The following is a 21601-nucleotide window of genomic DNA, read 5'->3' as shown; positions in this document are numbered from 1 at the left end:
GCCGGCGCGTCGGCTCCGGCGCCGCGGCTCGCGCCGGTGCGGCCGCCGGCGCGCTTCGGCCATGCCCCTCGCGGCCCCGCCGGCCTCGCCGGCTATCCCGGCGTCTATGGCTGGTCCGGCGGCCAGCAGACTGTGATCGTGCTGCCCGAGGCGAGCGAGCCGCCGCCGGCGAGGGAGCCCTCGATACCGGTCGCGATCGGGATTCCGCGGCCGCCCGCGGCCGATCCGGTGCTCTACAGCATCGAGACCTACAGGGGCCGCCCCATCGTGCGGGCGATGCGGTTCGGCAGCGACGGCCGGGTCGCCCGGCGCTGACGCCTATCCGCGTCGGGTCGCGGCGTAGAGCGCGATCGCGGTCGCGTTCGAGACGTTGAGGCTCTTGATCGCGCCGGGCATGTCGAGCCGGGCGAGGTGGTCGCAGAGCTCGCGCGAGCGCTGGCGCAGGCCCTTGCCCTCCGCGCCCATCACCAATACGAGCGGGCGGCGCAGCGTCACCTCGTCGAAGGAGACGTCGCCCTCCGAATCGAAGCCGAGCCGCAGGAAGCCGCGCTCCCCGAGCCGCGTGAGCGCATCCCCCAGATTCTTCACCGCGATCAGCGGCACATGCTCGAGCGCGCCGGAGGCCGATTTCGCCAGCACGCCCGTCGCCGCCGGCGAGTGCCGGATGGTGACGATCACGGCGGCGACCGCGAAGGCGGCGGCCGAGCGCAGGATCGCCCCGACATTGTGCGGATCGGTGATCTGGTCGAGCGCCAGCACGATCGCATCGTCCGGCAGGCTGTCGAGATCGGGCGAGGGCAGGGGATCGCAGACGAGATAGAGCCCCTGATGCACCGCGTCCGGCGTCAGCAGCCGGTCGATCTGCGAGGGCCGCACCAGCTCCGGCACGAGCGGCAGCTCGCCGACCTCCTCGGTCAGGCGCTTCAGCGCGTTCTCGGTGGCGAGCAGCTTGCGGAAGCGCCGGCGCGGATTGCGCAGCGCCTCGATCACCGGATGGGCGCCGTAGAGGATCGCCTCGTCGATCTCGCCCGGCCGGTGCGGCGGCGGGCCCTCCCGATGCGGGCGGCCGTGGCGGCTCTGGGAGCGGGGGCGGGGCGGGGCGGACATCATGGCTCCGGAAACGTGACGCCTTGCCCTGCCACGGCGCGGCCGGCTTGGCCAGCCCGAAGGCCGGGATGCCGGATTTTCACCTGGTTCATCGCGAGGAGACCATGCCGATGACGACGACGAATGAGCGCCTGTTCGTGGTGACGGGCGGGCCCGGCGCCGGCAAGACCACCTTGCTGGCCGCACTCGCGGCCGCGGGTCACCGGGTCGCGCCCGAAGCGGGGCGGGCGATCATCCGCGACCAGCTCGCCATCGACGGGCCGGCCTTGCCTTGGCGCGACCGGGCGCTCTTCGCCGAGCTGATGCTCGGCTTCGACATGCGCTCGCATGGCGAGGCGCAGGCGCAGGCCGGCCCCGTCTTCTTCGACCGCGGCGTTCCCGATACCATCGGCTATCTGCGGCTGTGCGGGCTCGCCGTGCCGGAGCATGTCGAGCGGGCCGCTCGCGCGATTCGCTATGCCCGGACCGTCTTCGCCGCGCCGCCCTGGCGCGAGATCTACGCACAGGACTCCGAGCGCAGGCAGGATTTCGCCGAGGCGGAGCGCACCTATGAGGCGGTGACCGCGGCCTATCGCGATCACGGCTACGACCTCGTCGAATTGCCGCGCGCCGATGTCGAGGCGCGCCTCGCCTTCGTGCTGGAGCGCGTGCGAGCTCTCGCTTCCGGCCCGTCCCGATCCGATCTAGGTTGAGCGCCCGTAGCAGCCGGGAGGCGCATCATGGCGGAAGGCTCCGAGGCCGGCACCATGCGTTCGGGCCGGACGCTGAACCATCTGGTGCCCGGCCGCGATTGCGGCGACTGCGTCGCCTGCTGCGAGGTGCTGCGCATCGTCGACCCGGAGGTTGGCAAGCCGGCGGGGATCATGTGCCGCCACAATACCGGCACGGGCTGCGGCATCCATGCGACCAGGCCGGACATCTGCCGGCGCTGGTTCTGCCTGTGGCGGCGCATCGACGCCCTGCCGGACGAGGCGAGGCCCGACCGCTGCGGCGTGATCTTCTGCCTGGAAGGCGAGGAGAGCCACCCGAATCCGTTCGCGCGTTTCTGCGTCGTCGCCCGCCCCGTCGCCGGCACGCGGGCGCTGCGCAGCCCGCTGGTCAAGCAGGCCGTCGCCATGTTCGCCCGCCAGGGCATGCTTCCGGTCTGGACGCATCGCCACGGCGTGCGCACCCTGGTCTATCCCCCGCCGGATCTCGCCGACGCGATCCAGCGGCCGGGCACCACGCCGTTCCGGGGGCTCGTTCCGGCCGCATTGGCCTGGCGCCGGCGCCAGGGCGCTGCCTGGCCGGGCGAGTGAAGCGGCGCCCCGTTGCGATTGCTCGTCGCCGGCCGGTTTTAGGCGTTGACAGGCGGCTGCCCTCTCCCCATAAGTCCGCCCGCGCCTGCCGCCCTTCACAAAAGTGAAACAGGCGGCTGCGGCCGGCCTTCGGGCCAGCCTGCGGCAAGGCGGGGGAATGTCCCGAGCGGCAAAGGGGGCGGACTGTAAATCCGCTGGCTATGCCTTCGTAGGTTCGAGTCCTACTTCCCCCACCACCTTGCTCCTCCCGGCGCGGAGGTCACGTGATCGGCCGGCTTTGGTGCCGCGGCGCGCGAAAACGGGCCGCTCAGAGCGCCGCCACCATCTCCGTCAGCCTGGCGACCGTGTTGATGTTCCGCCCGGTACCCTGCGCGGCGGCCGGGATCCTGAGCTTCGACCGGCCCATGCCCGCGCCGTAGGCGACATAGATTTCGCGCGTGCCGAGGCGCAGCTCCTCGTCGTCGCGGCCACGGACATGGTCGAGCGCATCGGCCGGCGGCGGCACATCGAGGAAGATGGCGAGCGTCCGGTTCGGCGGATGGTCCGGGAAGGGATTGTGCCGCAGCACCGCGGCCATCTCGCCGGCGGTCCGCACGATCACGCCGACCGGCTTGCCGGCATAGTCGCGCAGCCGGCTTTCCAGCGCCGCCTTCACCTGCTCGGCGCCGGCCTGCGTGCCGAACACGACATTGCCGCTCGCAATGTAGGTTTCGACGCGCTCGAAGCCCTCGGCCTCGCACATCGCCTTCAGATCCGACATTGCGAGCTTGCCGGTACCACCGACATTCACCGCTCGCAGCAGGGCGACATAGCCGGGCATCTCGTCCTCGCTCCTCGATCGGCGGAGGCTATTCCGGAAAGCGCGGCCGGAACAGAGCCCGCCCGTGGGGCAGGTGGGGGCTCGAATTTCCCTCTCGCGCCCCCAAATGGGGGCAGCCGGCCGGCGCCGCTTCGCTAGGCTTGCCTCGGGGAAGGATCATGGGGATCGCGCTTTTCAGCACTGCCGTGGCTGCGGCCGGCGCCCTCGCCTTCGGGACGCTGGCGGGCGGGGCGGCACTCGGCCTGTTCACCGGCGCGGCCATCTGGCTCGGCAAGCTGGCCTTGAGCGACGGTTGAGGCCGCCTCTCGGGCGCCACCTCACTAGGCGCGCTCGCTTTCCGCGCCATGACGGGTTGACACCTGCCGGCCGGATGCGGAATTTGGCGGCCCGGCGCGGGTGTAGCTCAATGGTAGAGCAGCAGCCTTCCAAGCTGAATACGAGGGTTCGATTCCCTTCACCCGCTCCAGTCATCTCGAACAGCTGACGTTTCCGCTCCGGCTTTCCCGGGCCCGATCGGCTTGGAACGCCGGCCTTCATCCTGATCCGGATCCTGTCGCGCCCGCCGGCTTGTAGCGCCGCCGGCCGCGGCCCCCTGCCCGCCGGCTCCTTGATTCGCCCGTGCGCCGCGGGGCAGGGCGGGCCCGCTCCCCTCGCCGGCGTCCCGGCATGCGGCGGCGGAGCCAGGCTGCCGGGATTATGACCATTTCGGGGTTTTCGGCGGTGACGCGGAACCCTGCTGTCTCCCTCCGGGTTTTGTTGCCGAGCCGGCAAATCAATCAGGAGAACACCATGAAGACGCTCGCCTTGGCAGCTCTGCTCGCCGCGCTGCCCGCTTTCGCCATGGCGCAGACCCCGCAGCCCTCGCCGCGCAGCGGCACGGGCGGCACCATCACGACCGACACCGGGCGCGCCGCCGCCCCGAACGCACCCGGGCAGCAGATGCAATCGAAGGGCAGCGTATCCGGGGAGCCGGGCGCTTCCGGCTATGCGCCGGGCCACAAGATGCAGGCCCGCGGCAGCATGAAGGGCAAGCCCGGAGCCTCCGGCTACGCGCCGGGACAGAAGAAGACCACGCAGCGCTGAAAGCCCGACGGAGCGCGAACCGGCCCGGTCTGCCGAAAGGCGATCGGGCCGCTTTCGTTGCAGCCGCCTCGTGCGCGGCGCCGCTGGGGCCGGGCCGCGGTCCTTGCGAGGGCATGCTGCGAAAAAGTGGCAACGGCTTTTCGCAGCGAGCATGCTTTAAACTCTTAGAATCGATCACGTTATCTGCATCGGGACGATTCCGTCCAAAGGCAGCGTGATCTAGGCTCGCGGGCATGAATCGGCTCGGATCGCCCGGAGACATCACATGCCCAAGCTCTGCAAATTCACCTCGCCCAGCGACGGCAAGCCGGTCTACGTCAATCCCGAGCAGGTCTGCGTCGTCTACACCTTCAAGGGCCAGCCGCCCGATACCATCATCGCCTTCCGCAAGGACTTCCAGCTCGGCGTCCGGGAAAGCCTGGAGGAGACCGTCCGCATCCTAGAGGACGCGGCGGGCGACGAAGCGCGCTGACGATTCGGGCCGGGCGCCTCCCCATCGCGGCCGGATTGTCGCCCCAAAGCAGCCATCCGGCGCTTTCATCCTCGCCCTATGAGGATCATCGCCGCATCTGCTCTCACCCTGGCTCTCGGTGCTTGCGTGAGCACGCCGGACCCGATCGTCGAGGATCGCTCGCGCTGCGACGCCTATGGCTTCCAGCGTGGCACCGACGCCTACGCCAACTGCGTGATGACGCAGGACCGCGACCGCGAGCGCCGCTATGAGCGGCGGGTCGAGCGGCGATCGTATCAGGCCGAAGAGGAATAGCCGGTCACCGCCGGCGGCTGGCTGCCGGCCTCCGCAAAAAACAAAATGCTGCGCCTGCTCGCCAGGATTGCGGCGCGTCCTTCGACGCGCACCGCGCCAGGGAGATCGTTCCTGTCGTCGCGCGTCGCCGGATCGGCGCGAAACCTGCCGCCATGCGCGGCTTGCAGCCCGTGCCGGAGCCGCACCGGTTGGGCTTTGCCGCGAACCCCGCTATCTCATCGCTCGGCCGCAGCCCGGCCTCGCCGTTTCGCCGACAAGGGGACTGGCAGAGCGATGATCCTCGACGAGCGCACCTACGCCATCAAGCCCGCGCATGTGCGCGACTATCTCGATCTCTACGTCGCCGAGGGGATGGACCTGCAGATCTCCCATCTCGGCCATCTGATCGGCTGGTTCACCACCGATACGGGCGTGGTCAACGAGGTCGTCCACATGTGGCGCTTCGAGGATGCCGGCGATCGCGAGCGCCGGCGCGCCGCGATGGAGGCTGACCCGCGCTGGCAGGCCTTTCGCGCCAAGGCGGCGCCCTATGTGCTCGAGATGCGCAGCCGGATTCTCAGGCCGACGCATTTCTCGCCGCTGCGCTAGACCGGTGCGGGGCGCCGCCATGGCCGCTGCGCCGACCCGGCCCTCCGTCCGGCCGCGAGGCGAGCGCGGATTCGCGCTGCTCGTCACCGGCCTCGAATGGTTCGGCGCGGCGATCCTCGCCCTGCTCTTCCTCGTGGTCATCGCCGCCGTCATCCGCCGCTATCTCGCCGGTGGCGGCCTCGTCTGGTCGGACGAGCTCGCGATCTGGCTCAATGTCGCGCTGGTCGCCGTCGGCGCGCCGCTCGCGGCGACGAGCACGCTCGCCATGCGGCTCGATGTCGTTGTCAACCTGCTGCCGGGGCCGGGCCGGCGGGTCGCCGCGGTGCTGGCCGAGGCGATCGCCGTTCATGGCGCGCTGGTGCTGGCCCTCGGCGGCGCCGGCGTCGCGGCGCTGGTCGGCGGCACCTCGACCGTGCTCGGCCTGCCGGAGAGCCTGCGCTTCGCCATGTTCGCGCTCGGCGGCGGGCTGACGCTCGTCGTCGTGCTCTGGCGCGCCGCACTCGCGCAGTCCTGGCCTACGGCGCTCGCCGCGCTCGTGCTCGGCGCCGGACTCTATGCCCTTGCCCAGAGCGCGACGGGGCTCTTCGTCGAAACGCCCAGCCTGGTCGCCGGGCTCGCCGCCGGGGCAGGGCTCCTGCTCGGCGCGCCGCTGCCTTTCGCGCTCATCGCCGGCGTCTCGCTCTCCGGCGCCTTCGGCGGCCTCTTGCCGGAGCCGGCCATCGTCCAGAACACGGTGGCCGGCGTCTCGAAATTCCTGCTGCTGGCGATCCCCTTCTTCCTGCTCGCCGGCGAACTCCTGACCGCGGGCGGTCTCGCCGAGCGGCTGGTGCGCTTCGCCGCGGCCCTGGTCGGGCATCTGCGGGCCGGGCTGGCGCAGACCGCGCTGGTCGCCAGCGTGCTGTTCTCGGGCGCCTCCGGCTCCTCGGTCGCCAATGCTGCCTTCGGCGCCAAGGTGATGGCGCCGGCCCTTGTCGCGCGCGGCTATCCGCCGGCCAATGCCGCAGCGATCGTCGCCGGCGTCGCCATGCTCGACAACATCATCCCGCCCTCGATCGCCTTCCTGATCCTGGCGGCGGCGACGAATCTCTCGGTCGGCTCGCTCCTGGTCGGCGGCTTCGTCGCGGGGGCGGTGCTGACGGCGGCGCTCGCCATCGGCATCCATCTCAGCGTCCGCGAGGTCGTCGAATCCGCGCCGCGCGCCAGCAATGCCGAGCGGGCGCGGGCCTTCCTCGGGGCGCTGCCGGCGATCGGGCTCGGCATCGTCGTCGTGGTCGGGATCCGCTTCGGCGTCGTCACGGTGACGGAGGCTTCCGCGCTCGCCGTCGCCTATGCGCTCGTCGCCTGCCTGCTGCTGCGCAGCCTGAATGCCGGCACCGTGCTGGCCTCGCTGCGCAAGGCGGCGGGGGAGGCGGCCGCCGTCGGCCTCCTGATCGGCGCCTCGGCCCCTTTCGCCTTCCTGCTCGCGGTCGACCGCGTCTCGGAGCAGACCGCCTCGCTGGTGACGGCGCTGGGCGGCGGGCCGCTGGCGGTGATGCTGCTCTCCAATCTCGTCCTGCTGGTCGCCGGCCTCGTCCTCGACATCGGCGCGGCGATCCTGCTGCTCGCGCCCCTGCTGCTCCCGGCCGCCATCGCCGCCGGGCTCGACCCGGTCCAGTTCGGCGTCGTCCTCGTGGTCAACCTGATGATCCATGGGCTGACGCCGCCGCTCGGCATCCTCGTCTATGTCGCCAGCGGCATCATGCAGCTGCCGCCGGCTTCCGTGTTCCGGGCGGTGCTGCCGCTGCTGGCGAGCCTGCTCGCCGCGCTCTTCCTCCTCTGTCTTGCGGTGGCGGCCTGGCCGTCGCTACCTCTCTCCTTCAAGGAGCTGTTCCGATGATGTTGACCCGCCGCGCCTTCGCCGCCGCCACGCTCGCCGCGCCGGCCCTTCTCCCGGCGCGCGCCTTCGCCGCCGGCCGGCCGGTCACGGTCGCCTCGCTGCTCGGCGAGGACAAGCCGGAGACGAGGATCTGGCGCCGCGTCGCCGAGCAGCTCTCGCGGAGCGCGCCCGGCCGCTTCGACCTGCGCGTCGTGCCCAATGCCGCGCTCGGCGGCGAGAAGGAGGTCGCCGAGGGGTTGCGGCTCGGCTCGGTCCAGGCCTCGCTGTTCACGATCTCGGCCCTGTCGAGCTGGGTGCCGGACGGGCAGCTCCTCGATCTGCCCTTCCTGTTCCGCGGCCGCGAGCACCTCAAGCGGGTCCTCACCGGGCCGCTCGGCGAGGAGCTCAAGCGCAAATACGAGGCGCAGGGCTTCGTCGTGCTCGGCTTCATCAATTACGGGGCCCGCCATCTGCTCGCCAAGGAGCCGATCGCGACGCCGGCCAGAATCAAGGGCAAGCGCATCCGCGTGATCCAGAGCCCGCTGCATACCGAGCTCTGGTCCGGCTTCGGCGCCCATCCGACGCCGATCCCGATCCCCGAGACCTACAATGCGCTGAAGACCGGCGTGGTCGACTGCATGGACCTCACCAAGTCGGCCTATGTCGGCTTCAGGCTGCACGAGGTCGTGCCCTATCTGATCGAGACCGGCCATATCTGGGCCTCGGGCGTGGTGGCCGTCTCTGCGGGCTTCTGGAACGGCCTTCCGGCCGAGGACAGGGCGGCCCTCGCGGCCGCGGCCGCGGAAGCGGCGGGCTATTTCGACGAGCTCATCGTCGCCGACGAGGACGCCTCGATGGCGAAGGCCAGGGCCGAGGGCGGCAAGGTGGTGCAGGTCGAGGACCGCCCCGGCTGGGAGGCCGGCGCGCGCAAGGTCTGGGCCTCCTTCGCGCCGAAGCTCGGCGGGATCGAGAAGATCGAGGCGATCGCCAGCAGCGCATGAGGCTCGGCCTCCATCCAAACCTCGCACTGACTCCACAGGAGCGCCGTCCGCATGTCCGACCGTCCCGTCCTTCTCGTCACCGGCGGCAGCCGCGGCATCGGCGCCGCGATCTGCCGTCTCGCCGCCGCGCGCGGCTATGACGTCGCCGTCAACTACCAGGGCAATGCGCAGGCGGCGGCCGATGTCGTCGCCGCCTGCGGCCGGGCCGGGGCGAGGGCGGTCGCGATCCAGGGCGACATGGCGAACCTCGCCGATATCGCCCGCGTCTTCGCCGAGGCGAAGGCGGCGCTCGGGCCGCTGACCGCCGTCGTCAACAACGCCGCCATCACCGGCAGGAGCAGTCCGCTCGCCAAGGCCGATCCCCAGGTCATCCGCGCCTGCATCGACCTCAACGTCACCGGCGCCATCCTGGTGGCGCGCGAGGCGGCGCAGGCCCTGCTCGCCAACGAAGGCGCGAGGAACCGCGCCATCGTCAACATCTCCTCGATCGCCGCCGGGCTCGGTTCGCCGGGCGAATATGTCTGGTACGCGGCCTCGAAGGCTGCGGTCGATTCGATGACGATCGGCCTCGCGATCGAGCTCGCCCCGGCGGGCATCCGCGTCAACGCGGTGGCGCCGGGCATGACGCAGACGGACATCCATGAGCACTCGACCGGCGATGCCGGCCGCGTCGCCCGCATCGCGCCGACGATCCCGCTGAAGCGCGTCGCCGAGCCGGAGGAGATCGCCGAAGCGGTGCTGTTCGCGCTGTCCGAGGCCGCCTCCTACATGGTCGGCTCGATCGTCCGGGTCGGTGGCGGGCGATAGGTCGCTCCGGACGCTCAAACGACAGAATCGGCTGCGGGAACAGCCGCGGACGGCTGGAGCCGCGTCCCGTCCGTGCTAAATCGGCTGCCGCCCTGTTCAACCGGAAGCCGCCATGCGCGTCCTCTTCGTCCTGATCGCCTTCGGCATGGTCGCGGTGCCGGCGCTGCTCGCCCTGGCCCGCGGCGATCGGCCGCGCGGCCGGCGCATCCTCGATGCGCTCGTCGTCTTCCTGGCGCCGGCCTTCGCGCTCGGACTGATCCATGGCGTGCCGGAGCTCGACGGCAGGGCGCTGCAGCACCCGGTCGCCTGGACGACGCTCCGGCTCGTCCTGACCGGGCTCGCCCTGATCCTGCCCTGGTGCCTCTATGTCTGGCTGAACGGCCGGCGCTGATCTCCCGACGGACTTTTCCAAGATGACCGAACCCGCCCAGACCCCGCCGATCGACCATGCCTTCACCGGCGACCGCAAGGGTCCCGCCCATGACCCGACCTATGCCGGCGCGCTCTCCTTCATGCGCCGGCGCTACAGCAAGGACGTCGCCGGCTGCGACGCGGTGGTCTGGGGCGTGCCTTTCGACCTCGCCGTCTCGAACCGGCCCGGCACCCGCTTCGGGCCGCAGGCGATCCGCCGCGTCAGCGCGATCTTCGACGGCGACGCGCAATACCCTTCGCGCATCGACCCGTTCGAGACGCTCGCGGTGGTCGATTACGGCGACTGCCTGCTGCCGCGCAGCGACCTGCAGGGCTGCGCCCGGGCGATCGAGAGCGAGGCCGCGGCGATCATCGCCGGCGGCGCCCAGCTCGTCACGCTCGGCGGCGACCATTTCATCACCCTGCCGCTGCTGCGCGCCCATGTCGCCCGCCATGGCAGGCTCGCCATCGTCCAGTTCGACGCGCATCAGGACACCTGGGACGACGGCGTCGGCGCGGTCAGCCACGGCACCTTCGTGCTCGAGGCGGCGCGCGAGGGGCTGATCGACACCGAGCGCTCGATCCAGGTCGGCATCCGCACCGTCGCGCCGCGCGATTGCGGGATTGCGGTGCTCGACGCCTATGAGGCGCATCGCCTCGGCGTCGACGGCGTCGCGGCGCGGATCCGCGACAGGGTCGGGCAGGGGCCGGCCTATCTGACCTTCGACATCGACGCACTCGATCCCGCCTTCGCCCCCGGCACCGGCACTCCGGTCGCGGGCGGCTTCTCCTCGGCCGAAGCCTTGCGCCTGGTCTGGGCGATCCGCGAGCTCGACTTCCGCGGCATGGACGTGGTCGAGGTGTCGCCGCCTTACGACCATGCCGACGCGACGGCGATCGCCGGCGCCGCAGTGGCGCAGCATTATCTGCAGGCGCTGGCGCTGAAGAAGGCGGGTTGAATCGAATTCCGATGCGCTTGAATCATCCTGACAGGGATTGGCATCAAGCACTTCGAAACTCTGGACAAACCTGCTCGCCAACCGGAGACATCCATGCTGATCGTCTTCAGCGGACTTCCCGGAACCGGCAAGACGACGCTTGCCCGCCAACTCGCGGCGAGGCGATCGGCGGCCTATCTGCGTATCGACAGCATCGAGCATGCGCTTCGCACCGTGTCTCCCGACGGCGATGTCGGGCCGGCGGGCTATGTCGTCGCTCTCGCCGTCGCGGGCGGAAACCTTTCGCTCGGCATCGCCGTCGTGGCCGATTGCGTGAACCCGGTCGCCGAGAGCAGGGCGGCCTGGCGCGAGCTCGCTCGAAGCTCGGCCACGCCGCATCTCGATATCGAGGTCGTCTGTTCCGACAAGGCGGAGCATCGCCGCCGGGTCGAGCAGCGAAGCTCCGATATCCCGGGATTTGCCGTCCCGGACTGGGCTGCCGTGGAGACACATGACTATCAGCCCTGGACGAGCGACCGGCTGATCGTCGACACGGCCGTGCTTTCGGTCGAGGATGCCCTGTCCCTGATCGAGGGGCGGCTGGAGTCGCTGGTGGGCAGCGCCGATTGACAGGCGGCGAGGCAGGGAACATATAGCGCCCATGAGCATGAACCCGACCCGACGTCGCAACGAACAGGCCGCCCCGGCGCGCCCGCGATGACGCTCGGTTGACGTCCGAACGCCCGCGACCGCGCCCCGAGCGCGGTTTTTTTATGCCCGAAGCCGGCCAAGCAGTTTCGCCCGCCTCCACCAGCCATCTCGCGAGGGTCCGATGAGCCAGAACCTGAAATCCATCTTCATCGACGGCGAAGCCGGCACCACCGGGCTCGGCATCCGCGAGCGCCTCGCCGGCGTGCCGGAGGTGGTGGTGAAGAGCATCGACCCGGACAAGCGCAAGGATCCCGGCGCCCGCAAGGCGATGATGGCCGGCGTCGACCTCGTCGTGCTCTGCCTGCCCGACGATGCGGCGAAGGAGTCGGTCGCACTCGCCGACGAGCTCGGCACCGACGCGCCCAAGATCGTCGACGCCTCGACCGCGCACCGAGTCGCGCCGGGCTGGACCTATGGCTTCGCCGAGCTCGAGCCGGGCTTTGCCGCGAAGGTCGCCAACGCCAACCGCGTCGCCAATCCCGGCTGCTATCCGACCGGCGGCATCGCGCTGCTGCGTCCGCTCGTCGACGCCGGGCTGCTGCCGGCCGATTATCCCGTCACCGTCAACGCCGTCTCCGGCTATTCGGGCGGCGGCAAGAGCATGATCGAGGCCTATGAAGCGGGCACCGCGCCCGACTTCGAGCTCTACGGCCTCGGGCTCAAGCACAAGCACCTGCCGGAGCTGCAGGTCTACTCGCGGCTGGAGCGGCGGCCGATCTTCGTGCCCTCGGTCGGCAATTTCCGGCAGGGCATGCTGGTCTCGGTGCCGCTGCATCTCGACACGCTGCCCGGCAAGCCCAAGCCGGCCGATCTCGAGGCGGCGCTGGCGGAGCGCTATGCCGGCTCGCGCTATGTCGGCGTCCTGCCGGCGGAGGCGAGCGGAAAGCTCGAGCCGCAGGCGCTCAACGACACCAACAGGCTGGAGCTGCGCGTCTTCGGCAATGCCGATCTCGGCCAGGCCGTGCTCGTCGCCCGGCTCGACAATCTCGGTAAGGGCGCCTCCGGCGCCGCCGTCCAGAACATCCGCCTGATGCTCGGCCTGCCCGAGGCCTGACGCCGCTTCGCCGGCCGCCGCCTTCTGCCGCCTCGCCGGCGAAACGAGCGCTGCACCCCCCAAATGGGGGATGTCGCCGCTCGCGCTCGCGCTCATAGCTTGTGACAGCGGCTAGGGTAGGGGGCGATTCGATGCCGGGTTTCGATACGTTGGGCGCGCGTCTGGCGCGGAGCCGGCGCAGGCTGGAGCGCGAGCGCGCCGCTGCTGCGACGGCGGAGCGGCCGGGCGCGGCGGAGCAGGGGATCCCGGAGTGGAGCGCCACCGCTCCCGGCGTGCAGCCGGTCGCTTCCGCGAAGGTGATTGCGTTCAGGCGGCCGGACAGGCGCATCTGAGACTGACGCGGCCGCGCCAGGGCGTGGCCGCGGGCGCTGCCGGGGTTCGGGGTCGAACGGCCCCGGCAGCGTCTTTTCTCAGGCCGCGTAGGGCTTGAAGTGCTGCTTCTGCGTGCCGAGCCCTTCGATGCCGAGGGTCACGGTCTCGCCGCCCTTGAGGAAGCGCGGCGGCTTGAAGCCCAGCCCGACGCCGGGCGGGGTGCCGGTTGTGATGACGTCGCCCGGATCGAGCCGCATGAACTGGCTGATGTAGTGGACGAGATAGGCGGCGCCGAAGATCATCGTTTTGGTCGAGCCGTTCTGCACCCGCTCGCCATCGACCTCGAGCCACATCGACAGGTTCTGCACGTCCGCGATCTCGTCCGGAGTCACCAGCCAGGGGCCGAGCGGGCCGAAGGTCGGGCAGCCCTTGCCCTTGGCCCATTGTCCGCCGCGCTCGGTCTGGAATTCGCGCTCGGAGACGTCGTTGCAGACGCAGAAGCCGGCGATCGCCGCCATCGCGTCCTTCTCTTCGATGTAGGAGCCGCCATCGCCGATCACGATGGCGAGCTCGACTTCCCAGTCGGTCTTCTTCGAATTCCGGGGAATGATCACGTCGTCATTGGGGCCGACGATGCAGTTCGGCGCCTTGTTGAAGAGGATCGGTTCGGCCGGGATCGCCGCGCCGGTCTCGGCGGCATGGTCGGCGAAGTTGAGGCCGACGGCGATGAAGTTGCGGACGTCGCCGACGCAGGCGCCGATTCGCGGCGAGCCTTCGACCAGCGGCAGCGCCTCGGGCGACAGGGCCTTGAGCTTGGCGAGCGAGGCCTTCCTCAGCGCCGCCCCCGCGATGTCCGGCACATGCGCCGACAGGTCGCGCAGCTTGCCGGCAGCGTCGATCAGCCCGGGCTTTTCTTGGCCGAACGCGCCATAGCGAACCAGTTTCACGTCGTTTCCCCCTTTTCAATCGTTTCAAAGATGGATTCAGGCGAGCCCGAAGATGGCCGCGATCCTGTGCGGAGCGCCCGGTGGATGCAAGCCCGTCTGTACGCATGCCATGTCTGCGGGCAAGCCTGGAGTTGTGGCGCTTATGCAACGGTGCGCCTCAAACCGCGCTCCCTTCCCCAAGTCATCGCCGGGGCTATGCTGCGGCGCACAATGGCGAATTTTGCGATAGTTCTTATATAAACCATCCATTCCGTCGCCGGCTTGCGATCCGATCGCGCGAAACGGGTCGTTTTTGCGCGTTTCCGGCCATGTGCCCCCGGCGTGGACGCGGGGCGTGGCGATTTCGGGCGGATCGCGGCGGGATTGCGGCGGAAACCGGCTGACGGCATGGTTGCGGCAGATTCCACGCGGTCGCTTCGCCGCGACCGCCACAACAAGAACCTCAGCCTGGGGAAGACGCCGCGATGAAGAGCCTTCTGAAATTCACCGCCGCCGCCACGGTTTCGCTCTCGGCGCTGCTGGCGGCCGGCGCGGCGTCCGCGAGCTCCTTCGCGATCCGTTCGGGGCAGAGCGCCGAAGGTCTCGGCATGTCCTATGCCGGCGCCGCCTCGGGCGGCATCGGCATGGGGTCGATGGCCTGGAACCCGGCGACCATCACCATGTTCCCCGGCCGCAACAGCCAGTGGAACTTCACCTACATCTATGCGAATGCGAGCTATGATCCGACCTCGGTGAGCCGGCTCGGCTCGCCTTTCGGCCCGGCGAACCCGCTGCAGAACGGCACCGGCGACATCGGCGGCAATGGCGGCTTCGTGCCGGCGTCCTACTCGGCCTGGCAGCTCACCGACCGCTTCTGGATCGGCCTCACCACCGGCGCGCCCTATGGTCTGCGCTCGAAGGCCGACAATCAGGCGCATGCCGCTCAGGTCTATGGCCGCTCCGCCAAGGTCCAGACGATCAATGTCGCGCCGACGGTCGGCTACCAGGTCACCGACTGGCTCTCGATCGGCGCCGCGGTGCAGGTCCAGTGGCTGAACGCGTCGCTCAAGACCGCGTCCGGTATCGCTCCGACCGCCGCGCCCGTCATCATCGAGGGCGACACCATCGATCTCGGCTATCGTTTCGGTATCAACCTGACGCCGTTCAAGGGCACCAATATCGGCATCGCCTACCGCTCGCCGGTGCGCCAGACGCTCGACGGCACCTTCCGGACCCCGCTCGGCGTCGTTCCGGTCAAGGCCAACCTCAACCTGCCGGATTCGGTCGTGTTCGGCGTCTCGCAGGAGATCAACGAGCAATGGCAGGTCCATGCCGGTGTCGAATGGACCAACTGGAGCAAGTTCCGCAACATCCCCGTCGTCAGCAAGCTCAGCGGCCTGCCGGTGACCAGCCTGAACTTCCAGTATGACGACGCCTGGTTCTTCTCGGCCGGCGCGGAGTACAAGTACAGCCGCGACCTGACCCTGCGCGCCGGCGTCGGCTACGAGCTCTCGGCGGTCAATGACCGCAACCGGACGATCTTCATCTCCGACAACGACCGGCTCTGGCTGTCGGCGGGCGGCAGCTACCAGGTCACCGACAAGCTCAAGCTGGATCTCGGCTACACCTATATCCACGTCAAGCAGGCTGCGGTGAACTACACCGGCGCGCATCCGCAGCAGCAGGCGGTGTTCTACACGGCCGAGGCCAAGCCCTACATCCACATCGTCTCGGCCGGCCTGACCTATCGCTGGGACAATCCGGCGGAGACGATCCCGGTCCGTCCGGTCGTCCGCAAGAACTGAGCGGCTCCGTTCGCGAGCTGGAAGGCCGGCCTTCGGGCCGGCTTTCTGCTGAAGCGGGCCGGGCCGCATTCCGCCGGGCGCTGGCCACGCCCCGGAATGGCGGCGAGACGGCGAGACGCCGCTGACCTACGCCTTGATCTTCACATAGCTGCCCGGCGCGTCCTCCAGCGCGGGCAGGGGGCCGTCGCCCGGAATGCGCGGCTTCACCCGCTTGGGCGCCTGCTTTTCCAGCCAGGCGAACCAATGCGGCCACCAGGAGCCCGGATGCTCCTGCGTCTTCGGCAGCCAGTCCTCGAAGGCGCCTTCCGGCTCGGGACCGGTCCAGAACTGATACTTCACCTTGTTCGGCGGGTTGACCACGCCGGCGATATGGCCGGAGCCGGCCATGACGTACTCGACGGGGCCGCCGAAGGTCTGCGAGCCGATGAACACCGATTTGGCCGGGGCGATATGATCCTCGCGCGTCGCCAGATTGTAGACCGGGATCCTCACCTTCTTGAGATCGAGCAGCTTGCCGCCGATCCGCATCTCGCCCTTGCTCAGCTTGTTCTCGAGATAGCAGTTGCGCAGGTAGAAGGAGTGGTTCGCCGCCGGCATCCGGGTCGAATCCGAATTCCAGTAGAGCAGGTCGAAAGGCGTCGGCGCCTTGCCCTTCAGGTAGTTGTTGACGGCATAGGACCAGATCAGGTCGTTCGGCCTGAGCATGTTGAAGGCGCCCGACATCCGCGCCCCGTCGAGATAGCCGCGCTCGGCCATCTGCTCCTCGACCGCGCGGATCTGGTCCTCGTCGACGAAGACCGAGAGTTCGCCGGCATGGCTGAAGTCGACCTGCGTCGTGAAGAACGTCGCGCTCGCGATGCGCTTGTCCCGGGTCGCGGCCATATAGGCCAGCGTCACGCCCAGCAGCGTGCCGCCGACGCAATAGCCGATGGCGGAGACCTGCTTCTCGCCGGTGACCGTCTCGATCGCGTCCAGGGCCGCGAAGATGCCCTCGCGCATATAGCTCTCGAAATCCTTCGCCGCGTGGCGATGGTCGGGGTTGACCCAGGAGATGCAGAACACGGTCAATCCCTGGGCGACGCACCAGCGGATGAAGCTCTTCTCCGGGTTGAGGTCGAGAATGTAGAACTTGTTGATCCAGGGCGGCACGATCAGCAGCGGCCGCTTCAGCACCGTCTCGGTCGCCGGGGCATACTGGATCAGCTCGATGATGTCGTTGCGGTAGATGACCTTGCCGGGCGTCGTCGCGATGTTGACGCCGATCTGGAAGGCGCCGGGGTCGGACTGCCGGATCTTCAGCTCGCCGCCGCCGGCCTCGATGTCCTCGGCCAGCATCCTCATGCCGCGCACCAGATTCTCGCCGCTCTGCGCCATGGTCTCGCGCAGCAGCTCGGGATTGGTGGCGACGAAGTTCGACGGCGCCAGCGCCCCTGCGATCTGCTTGACGTAGAAGCGGGCCTTGTTGCGCGTGTGGGGGTCGAGGTCCTCGGCCTGCTCGACCATGCCTTCGGCCCAGCGCGTGGTCAGGAGATAGGCCTGCTTGACGAAATCGAAGACCGGATGGCTGCTCCATTCGGGATCGGCGAAGCGGGCGTCGCGCTTGTCGGGGGTGATCACGGGCGCGACCTCCTCGCCGCCGAGGCGCTTCAGCGTCGCGCTCCACAGGCTGAGGAAATCGCTGGTGATCGCGCCCTGGGCCTCGATGATCTTCTGCGGGTCGTTGATCCAGCGCTCGGCGACGCGGCCGAGCACCTTGACCATCTCGCTCGCCTCGTCGGCCTGCCCGGTCTTGGCCTCGCCGCGCTCGATCGGCTTCAGATAGGCCGCGGTCACCTTGCCGGCCTGCTCGACCAGCTTGCCCATGTTCTGCGCCATGGCGTCGAAATCGGGGATCGAGGGCAGATCCGCCAACGACGCGTCGACCGGCTTGTTGCCGGTTTTGTCCTTGTCGTCGCCAGGCGGACACATGATGACGCTCCCTCGTCGCCTCGGGGAGTTGCATTCCCCATTTTGGACCCATTAAGGACCTAGCCGATATGGGTGACAAAGGAAATTTGCGAAAGCAGGGCGATGGCTGACGGGCGCTCCCAATTTCCGCCGAAAGCGGCGGGCCTCCTCCTGCTCGCCGGGCTCGCGCTCGGCGGCTGCGAGGCCACGCGCGGCGTTGCCGAGATCACCGACCTCGCCACGAAGCCCGGCGAGCCCAAGCCCTTCGTGGTCGAGACCCGGCCGCAGGATCCGAAATACATTCCGATCGGCACCACCGTCTCGCGCGAGGCCAAGCGCAAGACCGTCGACGAATTCAAGAAGCTCGAAGCCGAACTCGAGGCCAAGCGGATCTCGAACGAGGCCGCCGGCTCGCAGGCCCAGGCACTCGGCAAGACGCCGCCGCCGGCGCCCCCGCCGCTACCGAAGGAGTGACGTGGCGGCCGGCCGCTGCAGCTTCGGCTCCGTCCCGGCGCTCATGGTCCTGCTCCGCAGGGGCGATTCGCCCCGCGCCCTTCGCTTTGCCATCCCGATCTCTCCCTGCCGCACGACCGCCCGGCGCCGGAGGCGCAGCCCGCGCATCGCGGCACGCTCGTCCTCTTCCGCGCGGTCAGCCAGCCCTCCCAGCCTCCATCCTGGGACGCCTTCTGACGAGGCTTTCGCGACTTTCGACGAATCTTGCGTTTTTTGCGCTGTCGGGACGAAAGTTGCGGTGCTAAGGCATCGCAGCGCAAGAATGTGATTTGTCGCGCCGGCGGCGCGGCGATCAGCAGGGACCTGTTCTCGACATGACCGATTTTCACCGCATCAAACGCCTGCCGCCTTACGTTTTCGAACAGGTCAACAAGATCAAGGCCGCCGAGCGGGCCAAGGGCGTCGACATCGTCGATCTCGGCATGGGCAATCCCGACCTGCCGGCGCCGAAGCATGTCATCGAGAAGCTGGTCGAGACCGCCGGCAAGCCGCGGACCGACCGCTATTCCGCCTCGAAGGGCATCGCCGGCCTGCGCCGCGCCCAGGCGAATTATTACGGGCGCCGCTTCGGCGTGACGCTCAATCCCGAGACGCAGGTCGTCGCCACGCTCGGCTCGAAGGAGGGCTTCGCCAACATGGCGCAGGCCATCACCGGCCCGGGCGACGTCGTGCTCGTGCCCAATCCGAGCTATCCGATCCACGCCTTCGGCTTCCTGATGGCGGGCGGCGTCATCCGCTCCGTCCCGGCCGAGCCAACGCCGGCCTTCTTCCCGGCCCTGGAGCGGGCGATGGCGCATTCGGTGCCGAAGCCGATCGCGCTCGTCACCTGCTATCCGGCGAACCCGACCGCCTACACCGCCTCGCTCGACTTCTATCGCGACCTCGTCGCCTTCGCGAAGCGGCACGAGCTGATCCTGCTCTCCGATCTCGCCTATGCCGAGGTCTATTTCGACGAGAACGGCCCGCCGCCCTCGATGCTGCAGGTGCCGGGTGCGATCGACGTCGCCGTCGAGTTCACCTCGATGTCGAAGACCTTCTCCATGGCCGGCTGGCGCATGGGCTTCGCCGTCGGGAATGAGCGGCTGCTGGCGGCGCTGGCGCGGGTGAAGTCCTATCTCGACTACGGCGCCTATACGCCGATTCAGGTCGCTGCGGCGGCGGCGCTGAACGGCCCGGACGACTGCATCCGCGAGATGCGCGAGACCTACCGCCGGCGCCGCGACGCGCTGGTCGAGAGTTTCGGCAAGGCCGGCTGGGACTTCCCGGCGCCGCAGGCCTCGATGTTCGCCTGGGTGCCGATTCCCGAGAAGTTCCGCCATCTCGGCTCGCTGGAGTTCTCCAAGCTGCTGATCGAGAAGGCCGAGGTCGCGGTCGCGCCGGGCATCGGCTTCGGCGAGCACGGCGACGATTTCGTCCGGATCGCCATCGTCGAGAACGAGCAGCGCATCCGCCAGGCGGCGCGCAATGTCGGCCGCTTCCTGAAGAGCGCCGACGCGACCCTGCACAACGTCATCCAGATGCCGAAGGCGGGGTAGGGGCGGAAGCTCCCCTCTGTCGTCATTGCGAGCGTAGCGAAGCAACCCGGAAGATTCCGCTCTGCGGCTCCTGGATTGCTTCGTCGCTGTGCTCCTCGCAATGACGCTGGGCGGTGTTGCGCGCCGGCACTGGACCGGATCGCCGAAACATGGGAACCCAGGCGGCGGGCGGATAGCAGGGGCGAAGGCGCATCATGGGCTCGAAGGGCCGGTGGATCGGGATCGTATTCGGCCTGTTCGCGCTGGTCTGCCTGTTCGCGACCTATGATTTCTCGCGCGGCCGCACCACCGACACCGACTCGGCCCTGATCGCCGAGGTGCTGACCGCCTCTCGCGCCAAGGAATGCGGCCGCGACGCCACCGAGATCGCCGCCAGGTATTTCCCGGTCGGCATGGGCCGTGCCGAGGCCGAGCAGCTGCTGGCGCAGACCGTGATCCGGGCGCCGAAGCCCTGGTTCTGGACCCCGATCGACGAGAATTCGACGGCGGCCGACGGGGACAGCATCGAGGCGCTGCGCACCATCAAGATCACGGCCTTCGGCAACCAGTTGCTGCGGCTCTATCTCGGCTTCGAGGGCGGCAAGCTCAACAAGCTCGCCGCCGAGGTCGTCTGTCGGTTCGAGTGAGGCCTGCGACTCGGGCGAGGGCGGTCGCAGCGGCTCATGGGCGGGCACCTCCGCATTGCCTCAATCGGGCCTTTCCGGACAGGTTCCCTCCACCCCTTCGCCGTTGACTCCCTGCGCGCCTCATGCGACCCCGCCGCTCATGACCATGCACGCTGCTCCCTCCGAGATCAGGCCCCTGCGCGTCGGCATCGCCGGCCTGGGGACAGTCGGCGCGTCCGTCGCGGGCATTCTCAAACGCCAGGAGAACGTGCTCGCCGCCCGCTGCGGCCGGCCGATCCGGGTGACGGCGGTCTCGGCGCGCGACCGCAACCGCGACCGCGGCATCGACCTGTCCGGCCTCGCCTGGTTCGACGATCCGGTGGCGCTCGCCGCGTCCCCCGAGATCGATTGCCTGGTCGAGCTGATCGGCGGCTCCGAGGGGCCGGCCAGGCGGGCCGTCGAGGCGGCGCTCTCCGCCGGCAAGCCCGTGGTGACCGCCAACAAGGCCCTGCTCGCCGCCCACGGCCTGGCGCTTGCCGAGCTCGCCGAGGCCAAGGGCGCGGCGCTCGCCTTCGAGGCGTCCTCCGCCGGCGGCATCCCGGTGGTGAAGACGCTGCGCGAGGCGCTGTCCGGCAACAACGTCACCCGGCTCTACGGCATCCTCAACGGCACCTGCAATTACATCCTCTCGCGCATGGAGCTGGAGGGGCTGACCTTCGAGGCCTGCCTGAAGGACGCGCAGCGTCTCGGCTATGCCGAGGCGGACCCGACCTTCGACGTCGAGGGCTACGACACCGCCCACAAGCTCGCCATCCTGACCAGCCTCGCATTCGGGACGAAGATCGACGCCGAAGCGATTCATGTCGAAGGCATTTCCTCGATCGCGCCGCTCGACCTGAAGATGGCGGACGAGCTCGGCTACCGGATCAAGCTGCTCGGCGTCGCCGAACGCACCAAGACCGGCATCGAGCAGCGCGTGCACCCGACCATGGTGCCGAAATCCTCCGCGATCGCGCAGGTGATGGGCGTCACCAACGCGGTGACGATCGACGCCGACGCGGTGCGCGAGATCACCCTCGTCGGCCCCGGCGCCGGCGGCGGGCCGACCGCCTCGGCCGTGATCGCCGACATCGCCGACATCGCCCGCGGCACCGCCGGGCTGCCCTTCGGCATGCCGGTCGCCCGCCTGGAGCAGCCGGCGCGGGCGCCGATGCAGCGCCATGAGGGCGGCTATTACATCCGCCTCGCCGTCGCCGACCGTCCCGGCGCGGCAGCGGCCATCGCGACCCGCATGGCCGAGGCCGACATCTCGCTCGAGAGCATCGTCCAGCGCCGCTCCGAGATCGCCGCCCAGCGCGATCCCGGCGGGCGCTCCGGCGCGCCGGTTCCGGTCGTGCTGATCACCTATGCCACCAGCGAGCAGGCGATCCGCGGCGCTCTGGAGAAGGTCGGCGCCGACGGGCACATCTCCGAAGCGCCGCAAGTCATCCGCATCGAGAGGGAATGAGCATGGCAGGCG

Annotated in this window: 24 protein-coding genes and 2 tRNA genes; 22 read left to right on the top strand and 4 right to left on the bottom strand. The window is 69.5% G+C overall.

Annotation, left to right across the window (positions count from 1 at the left end; genetic code table 11):
- A partial coding sequence (locus CS1GBM4_RS17085; RefSeq protein ID WP_210201592.1) for a hypothetical protein occupies positions 1-315 on the top strand: 315 nt, incomplete at its 5' end.
- Positions 316-318: 3 nt separating this feature from the next.
- Here the strand turns inward: CS1GBM4_RS17085 and rlmB are convergent.
- Positions 319-1107 (bottom strand): 23S rRNA (guanosine(2251)-2'-O)-methyltransferase RlmB, encoded by a 789-nt coding sequence (gene rlmB / locus CS1GBM4_RS17080; RefSeq protein ID WP_244607273.1) that lies wholly within the window; start codon positions 1105-1107, stop codon positions 319-321.
- Between the two features lie 110 nt (positions 1108-1217).
- Here rlmB and CS1GBM4_RS17075 point away from each other — a divergent pair, with 110 nt between their 5' ends.
- The 3 genes from CS1GBM4_RS17075 (at position 1218) to CS1GBM4_RS17065 (ending at position 2641) form a co-directional block, all read left to right on the top strand.
- Positions 1218-1799 (top strand): AAA family ATPase, encoded by a 582-nt coding sequence (locus CS1GBM4_RS17075; RefSeq protein ID WP_186419937.1) that lies wholly within the window; start codon positions 1218-1220, stop codon positions 1797-1799.
- A gap of 27 nt (positions 1800-1826) precedes the next feature.
- Complete coding sequence (locus CS1GBM4_RS17070) at positions 1827-2405, top strand: YkgJ family cysteine cluster protein (protein ID WP_186419936.1); 579 nt, start codon at positions 1827-1829, stop codon at positions 2403-2405.
- Between the two features lie 151 nt (positions 2406-2556).
- Positions 2557-2641, top strand: a tRNA-Tyr gene (locus tag CS1GBM4_RS17065).
- Positions 2642-2712: 71 nt separating this feature from the next.
- On the opposite strand, the gene CS1GBM4_RS17060 is transcribed toward CS1GBM4_RS17065, so the two are convergent.
- A complete protein-coding gene (locus CS1GBM4_RS17060) occupies positions 2713-3225 on the bottom strand; it encodes a DUF1697 domain-containing protein (protein WP_186419935.1) in 513 nt (170 codons plus the stop codon).
- Between the two features lie 158 nt (positions 3226-3383).
- Between CS1GBM4_RS17060 and CS1GBM4_RS17055 the strand changes: the two genes are divergently transcribed.
- The 13 genes from CS1GBM4_RS17055 (at position 3384) to argC (ending at position 12439) form a co-directional block, all read left to right on the top strand.
- Positions 3384-3521 (top strand): hypothetical protein, encoded by a 138-nt coding sequence (locus tag CS1GBM4_RS17055; protein ID WP_186419934.1) that lies wholly within the window; start codon positions 3384-3386, stop codon positions 3519-3521.
- Positions 3522-3617: 96 nt separating this feature from the next.
- Positions 3618-3691 (top strand) — tRNA-Gly (locus CS1GBM4_RS17050).
- Between the two features lie 323 nt (positions 3692-4014).
- A complete protein-coding gene (locus tag CS1GBM4_RS17045) occupies positions 4015-4308 on the top strand; it encodes a hypothetical protein (protein WP_244607272.1) in 294 nt (97 codons plus the stop codon).
- A 265-nt stretch (positions 4309-4573) separates the two neighbouring features.
- Complete coding sequence (locus CS1GBM4_RS17040) at positions 4574-4780, top strand: hypothetical protein (protein ID WP_186419933.1); 207 nt, start codon at positions 4574-4576, stop codon at positions 4778-4780.
- Positions 4781-4906: 126 nt separating this feature from the next.
- The gene (locus CS1GBM4_RS17035; RefSeq protein WP_186419932.1) at positions 4907-5074 is read left to right on the top strand and encodes a hypothetical protein; all 168 of its coding nucleotides are present in this window, start codon (positions 4907-4909) and stop codon (positions 5072-5074) included.
- A gap of 273 nt (positions 5075-5347) precedes the next feature.
- Positions 5348-5662 carry an NIPSNAP family protein gene (locus CS1GBM4_RS17030; RefSeq protein WP_186419931.1) on the top strand — a complete coding sequence of 105 codons (315 nt, stop codon included), beginning with the start codon at positions 5348-5350 and terminating at the stop codon, positions 5660-5662.
- Between the two features lie 19 nt (positions 5663-5681).
- Positions 5682-7538: a TRAP transporter large permease subunit gene (locus tag CS1GBM4_RS17025; RefSeq protein WP_186419930.1), complete on the top strand. Its 1857-nt coding sequence runs from the start codon at positions 5682-5684 to the stop codon at positions 7536-7538.
- Complete coding sequence (locus CS1GBM4_RS17020; protein WP_186419929.1) at positions 7535-8518, top strand: TRAP transporter substrate-binding protein; 984 nt, start codon at positions 7535-7537, stop codon at positions 8516-8518. The genes CS1GBM4_RS17025 and CS1GBM4_RS17020 overlap by 4 nt, the downstream gene beginning before the upstream one ends.
- A 51-nt stretch (positions 8519-8569) precedes the next feature.
- Positions 8570-9325 (top strand): SDR family oxidoreductase, encoded by a 756-nt coding sequence (locus tag CS1GBM4_RS17015; protein WP_186419928.1) that lies wholly within the window; start codon positions 8570-8572, stop codon positions 9323-9325.
- A gap of 112 nt (positions 9326-9437) precedes the next feature.
- Entirely contained in the window at positions 9438-9716 is a 279-nt protein-coding gene (locus CS1GBM4_RS17010; RefSeq protein ID WP_186419927.1) for a hypothetical protein, read from the top strand.
- Positions 9717-9738: 22 nt separating this feature from the next.
- Entirely contained in the window at positions 9739-10695 is a 957-nt protein-coding gene (speB, locus tag CS1GBM4_RS17005) for an agmatinase (protein ID WP_186419926.1), read from the top strand.
- Positions 10696-10788: 93 nt separating this feature from the next.
- Positions 10789-11304: an AAA family ATPase gene (locus CS1GBM4_RS17000; RefSeq protein WP_186419925.1), complete on the top strand. Its 516-nt coding sequence runs from the start codon at positions 10789-10791 to the stop codon at positions 11302-11304.
- Positions 11305-11506: 202 nt separating this feature from the next.
- On the top strand, positions 11507-12439 hold the full coding sequence (gene argC / locus CS1GBM4_RS16995; protein WP_186419924.1) for an N-acetyl-gamma-glutamyl-phosphate reductase: 933 nt from the start codon (positions 11507-11509) through the stop codon (positions 12437-12439).
- A gap of 410 nt (positions 12440-12849) precedes the next feature.
- Here the strand turns inward: argC and CS1GBM4_RS16990 are convergent, their stop codons facing one another.
- Entirely contained in the window at positions 12850-13698 is an 849-nt protein-coding gene (locus CS1GBM4_RS16990) for a fumarylacetoacetate hydrolase family protein (protein ID WP_186419923.1), read from the bottom strand.
- Positions 13699-14162: 464 nt separating this feature from the next.
- On the opposite strand from CS1GBM4_RS16990, the gene CS1GBM4_RS16985 reads away from it, so the two are divergent.
- Positions 14163-15482, top strand: a complete 1320-nt coding sequence (locus CS1GBM4_RS16985; RefSeq protein WP_186419922.1) for an outer membrane protein transport protein — start codon at positions 14163-14165, stop codon at positions 15480-15482.
- A gap of 126 nt (positions 15483-15608) precedes the next feature.
- Here the strand turns inward: CS1GBM4_RS16985 and phaC are convergent, their stop codons facing one another.
- Positions 15609-17357, bottom strand: a complete 1749-nt coding sequence (gene phaC, locus CS1GBM4_RS16980; RefSeq protein WP_244607276.1) for a class I poly(R)-hydroxyalkanoic acid synthase — start codon at positions 17355-17357, stop codon at positions 15609-15611.
- 195 nt (positions 17358-17552) lie between these two features.
- Here phaC and CS1GBM4_RS16975 point away from each other — a divergent pair, with 195 nt between their 5' ends.
- The 4 genes from CS1GBM4_RS16975 to CS1GBM4_RS16960 all read left to right on the top strand — a co-directional run bounded on the left by CS1GBM4_RS16975 (position 17553) and on the right by CS1GBM4_RS16960 (position 21589).
- Positions 17553-17903: a hypothetical protein gene (locus tag CS1GBM4_RS16975; protein ID WP_186419920.1), complete on the top strand. Its 351-nt coding sequence runs from the start codon at positions 17553-17555 to the stop codon at positions 17901-17903.
- Positions 17904-18256: 353 nt separating this feature from the next.
- Entirely contained in the window at positions 18257-19477 is a 1221-nt protein-coding gene (locus CS1GBM4_RS16970; protein WP_186419919.1) for an LL-diaminopimelate aminotransferase, read from the top strand.
- Positions 19478-19671: 194 nt separating this feature from the next.
- Entirely contained in the window at positions 19672-20103 is a 432-nt protein-coding gene (locus tag CS1GBM4_RS16965) for a hypothetical protein (RefSeq protein WP_186419918.1), read from the top strand.
- A 145-nt stretch (positions 20104-20248) separates the two neighbouring features.
- On the top strand, positions 20249-21589 hold the full coding sequence (locus CS1GBM4_RS16960; protein WP_186419944.1) for a homoserine dehydrogenase: 1341 nt from the start codon (positions 20249-20251) through the stop codon (positions 21587-21589).
- Positions 21590-21601: the final 12 nt, after the last annotated feature.

Source organism: Allobosea sp. CS1GBMeth4, from assembly GCF_900185715.1.
Classification (GTDB): domain Bacteria; phylum Pseudomonadota; class Alphaproteobacteria; order Rhizobiales; family Beijerinckiaceae; genus Allobosea.
The sequence above is the reverse complement of the archived record's forward strand: the minus strand, read 5'-3'. Positions and strand labels throughout refer to the sequence as shown.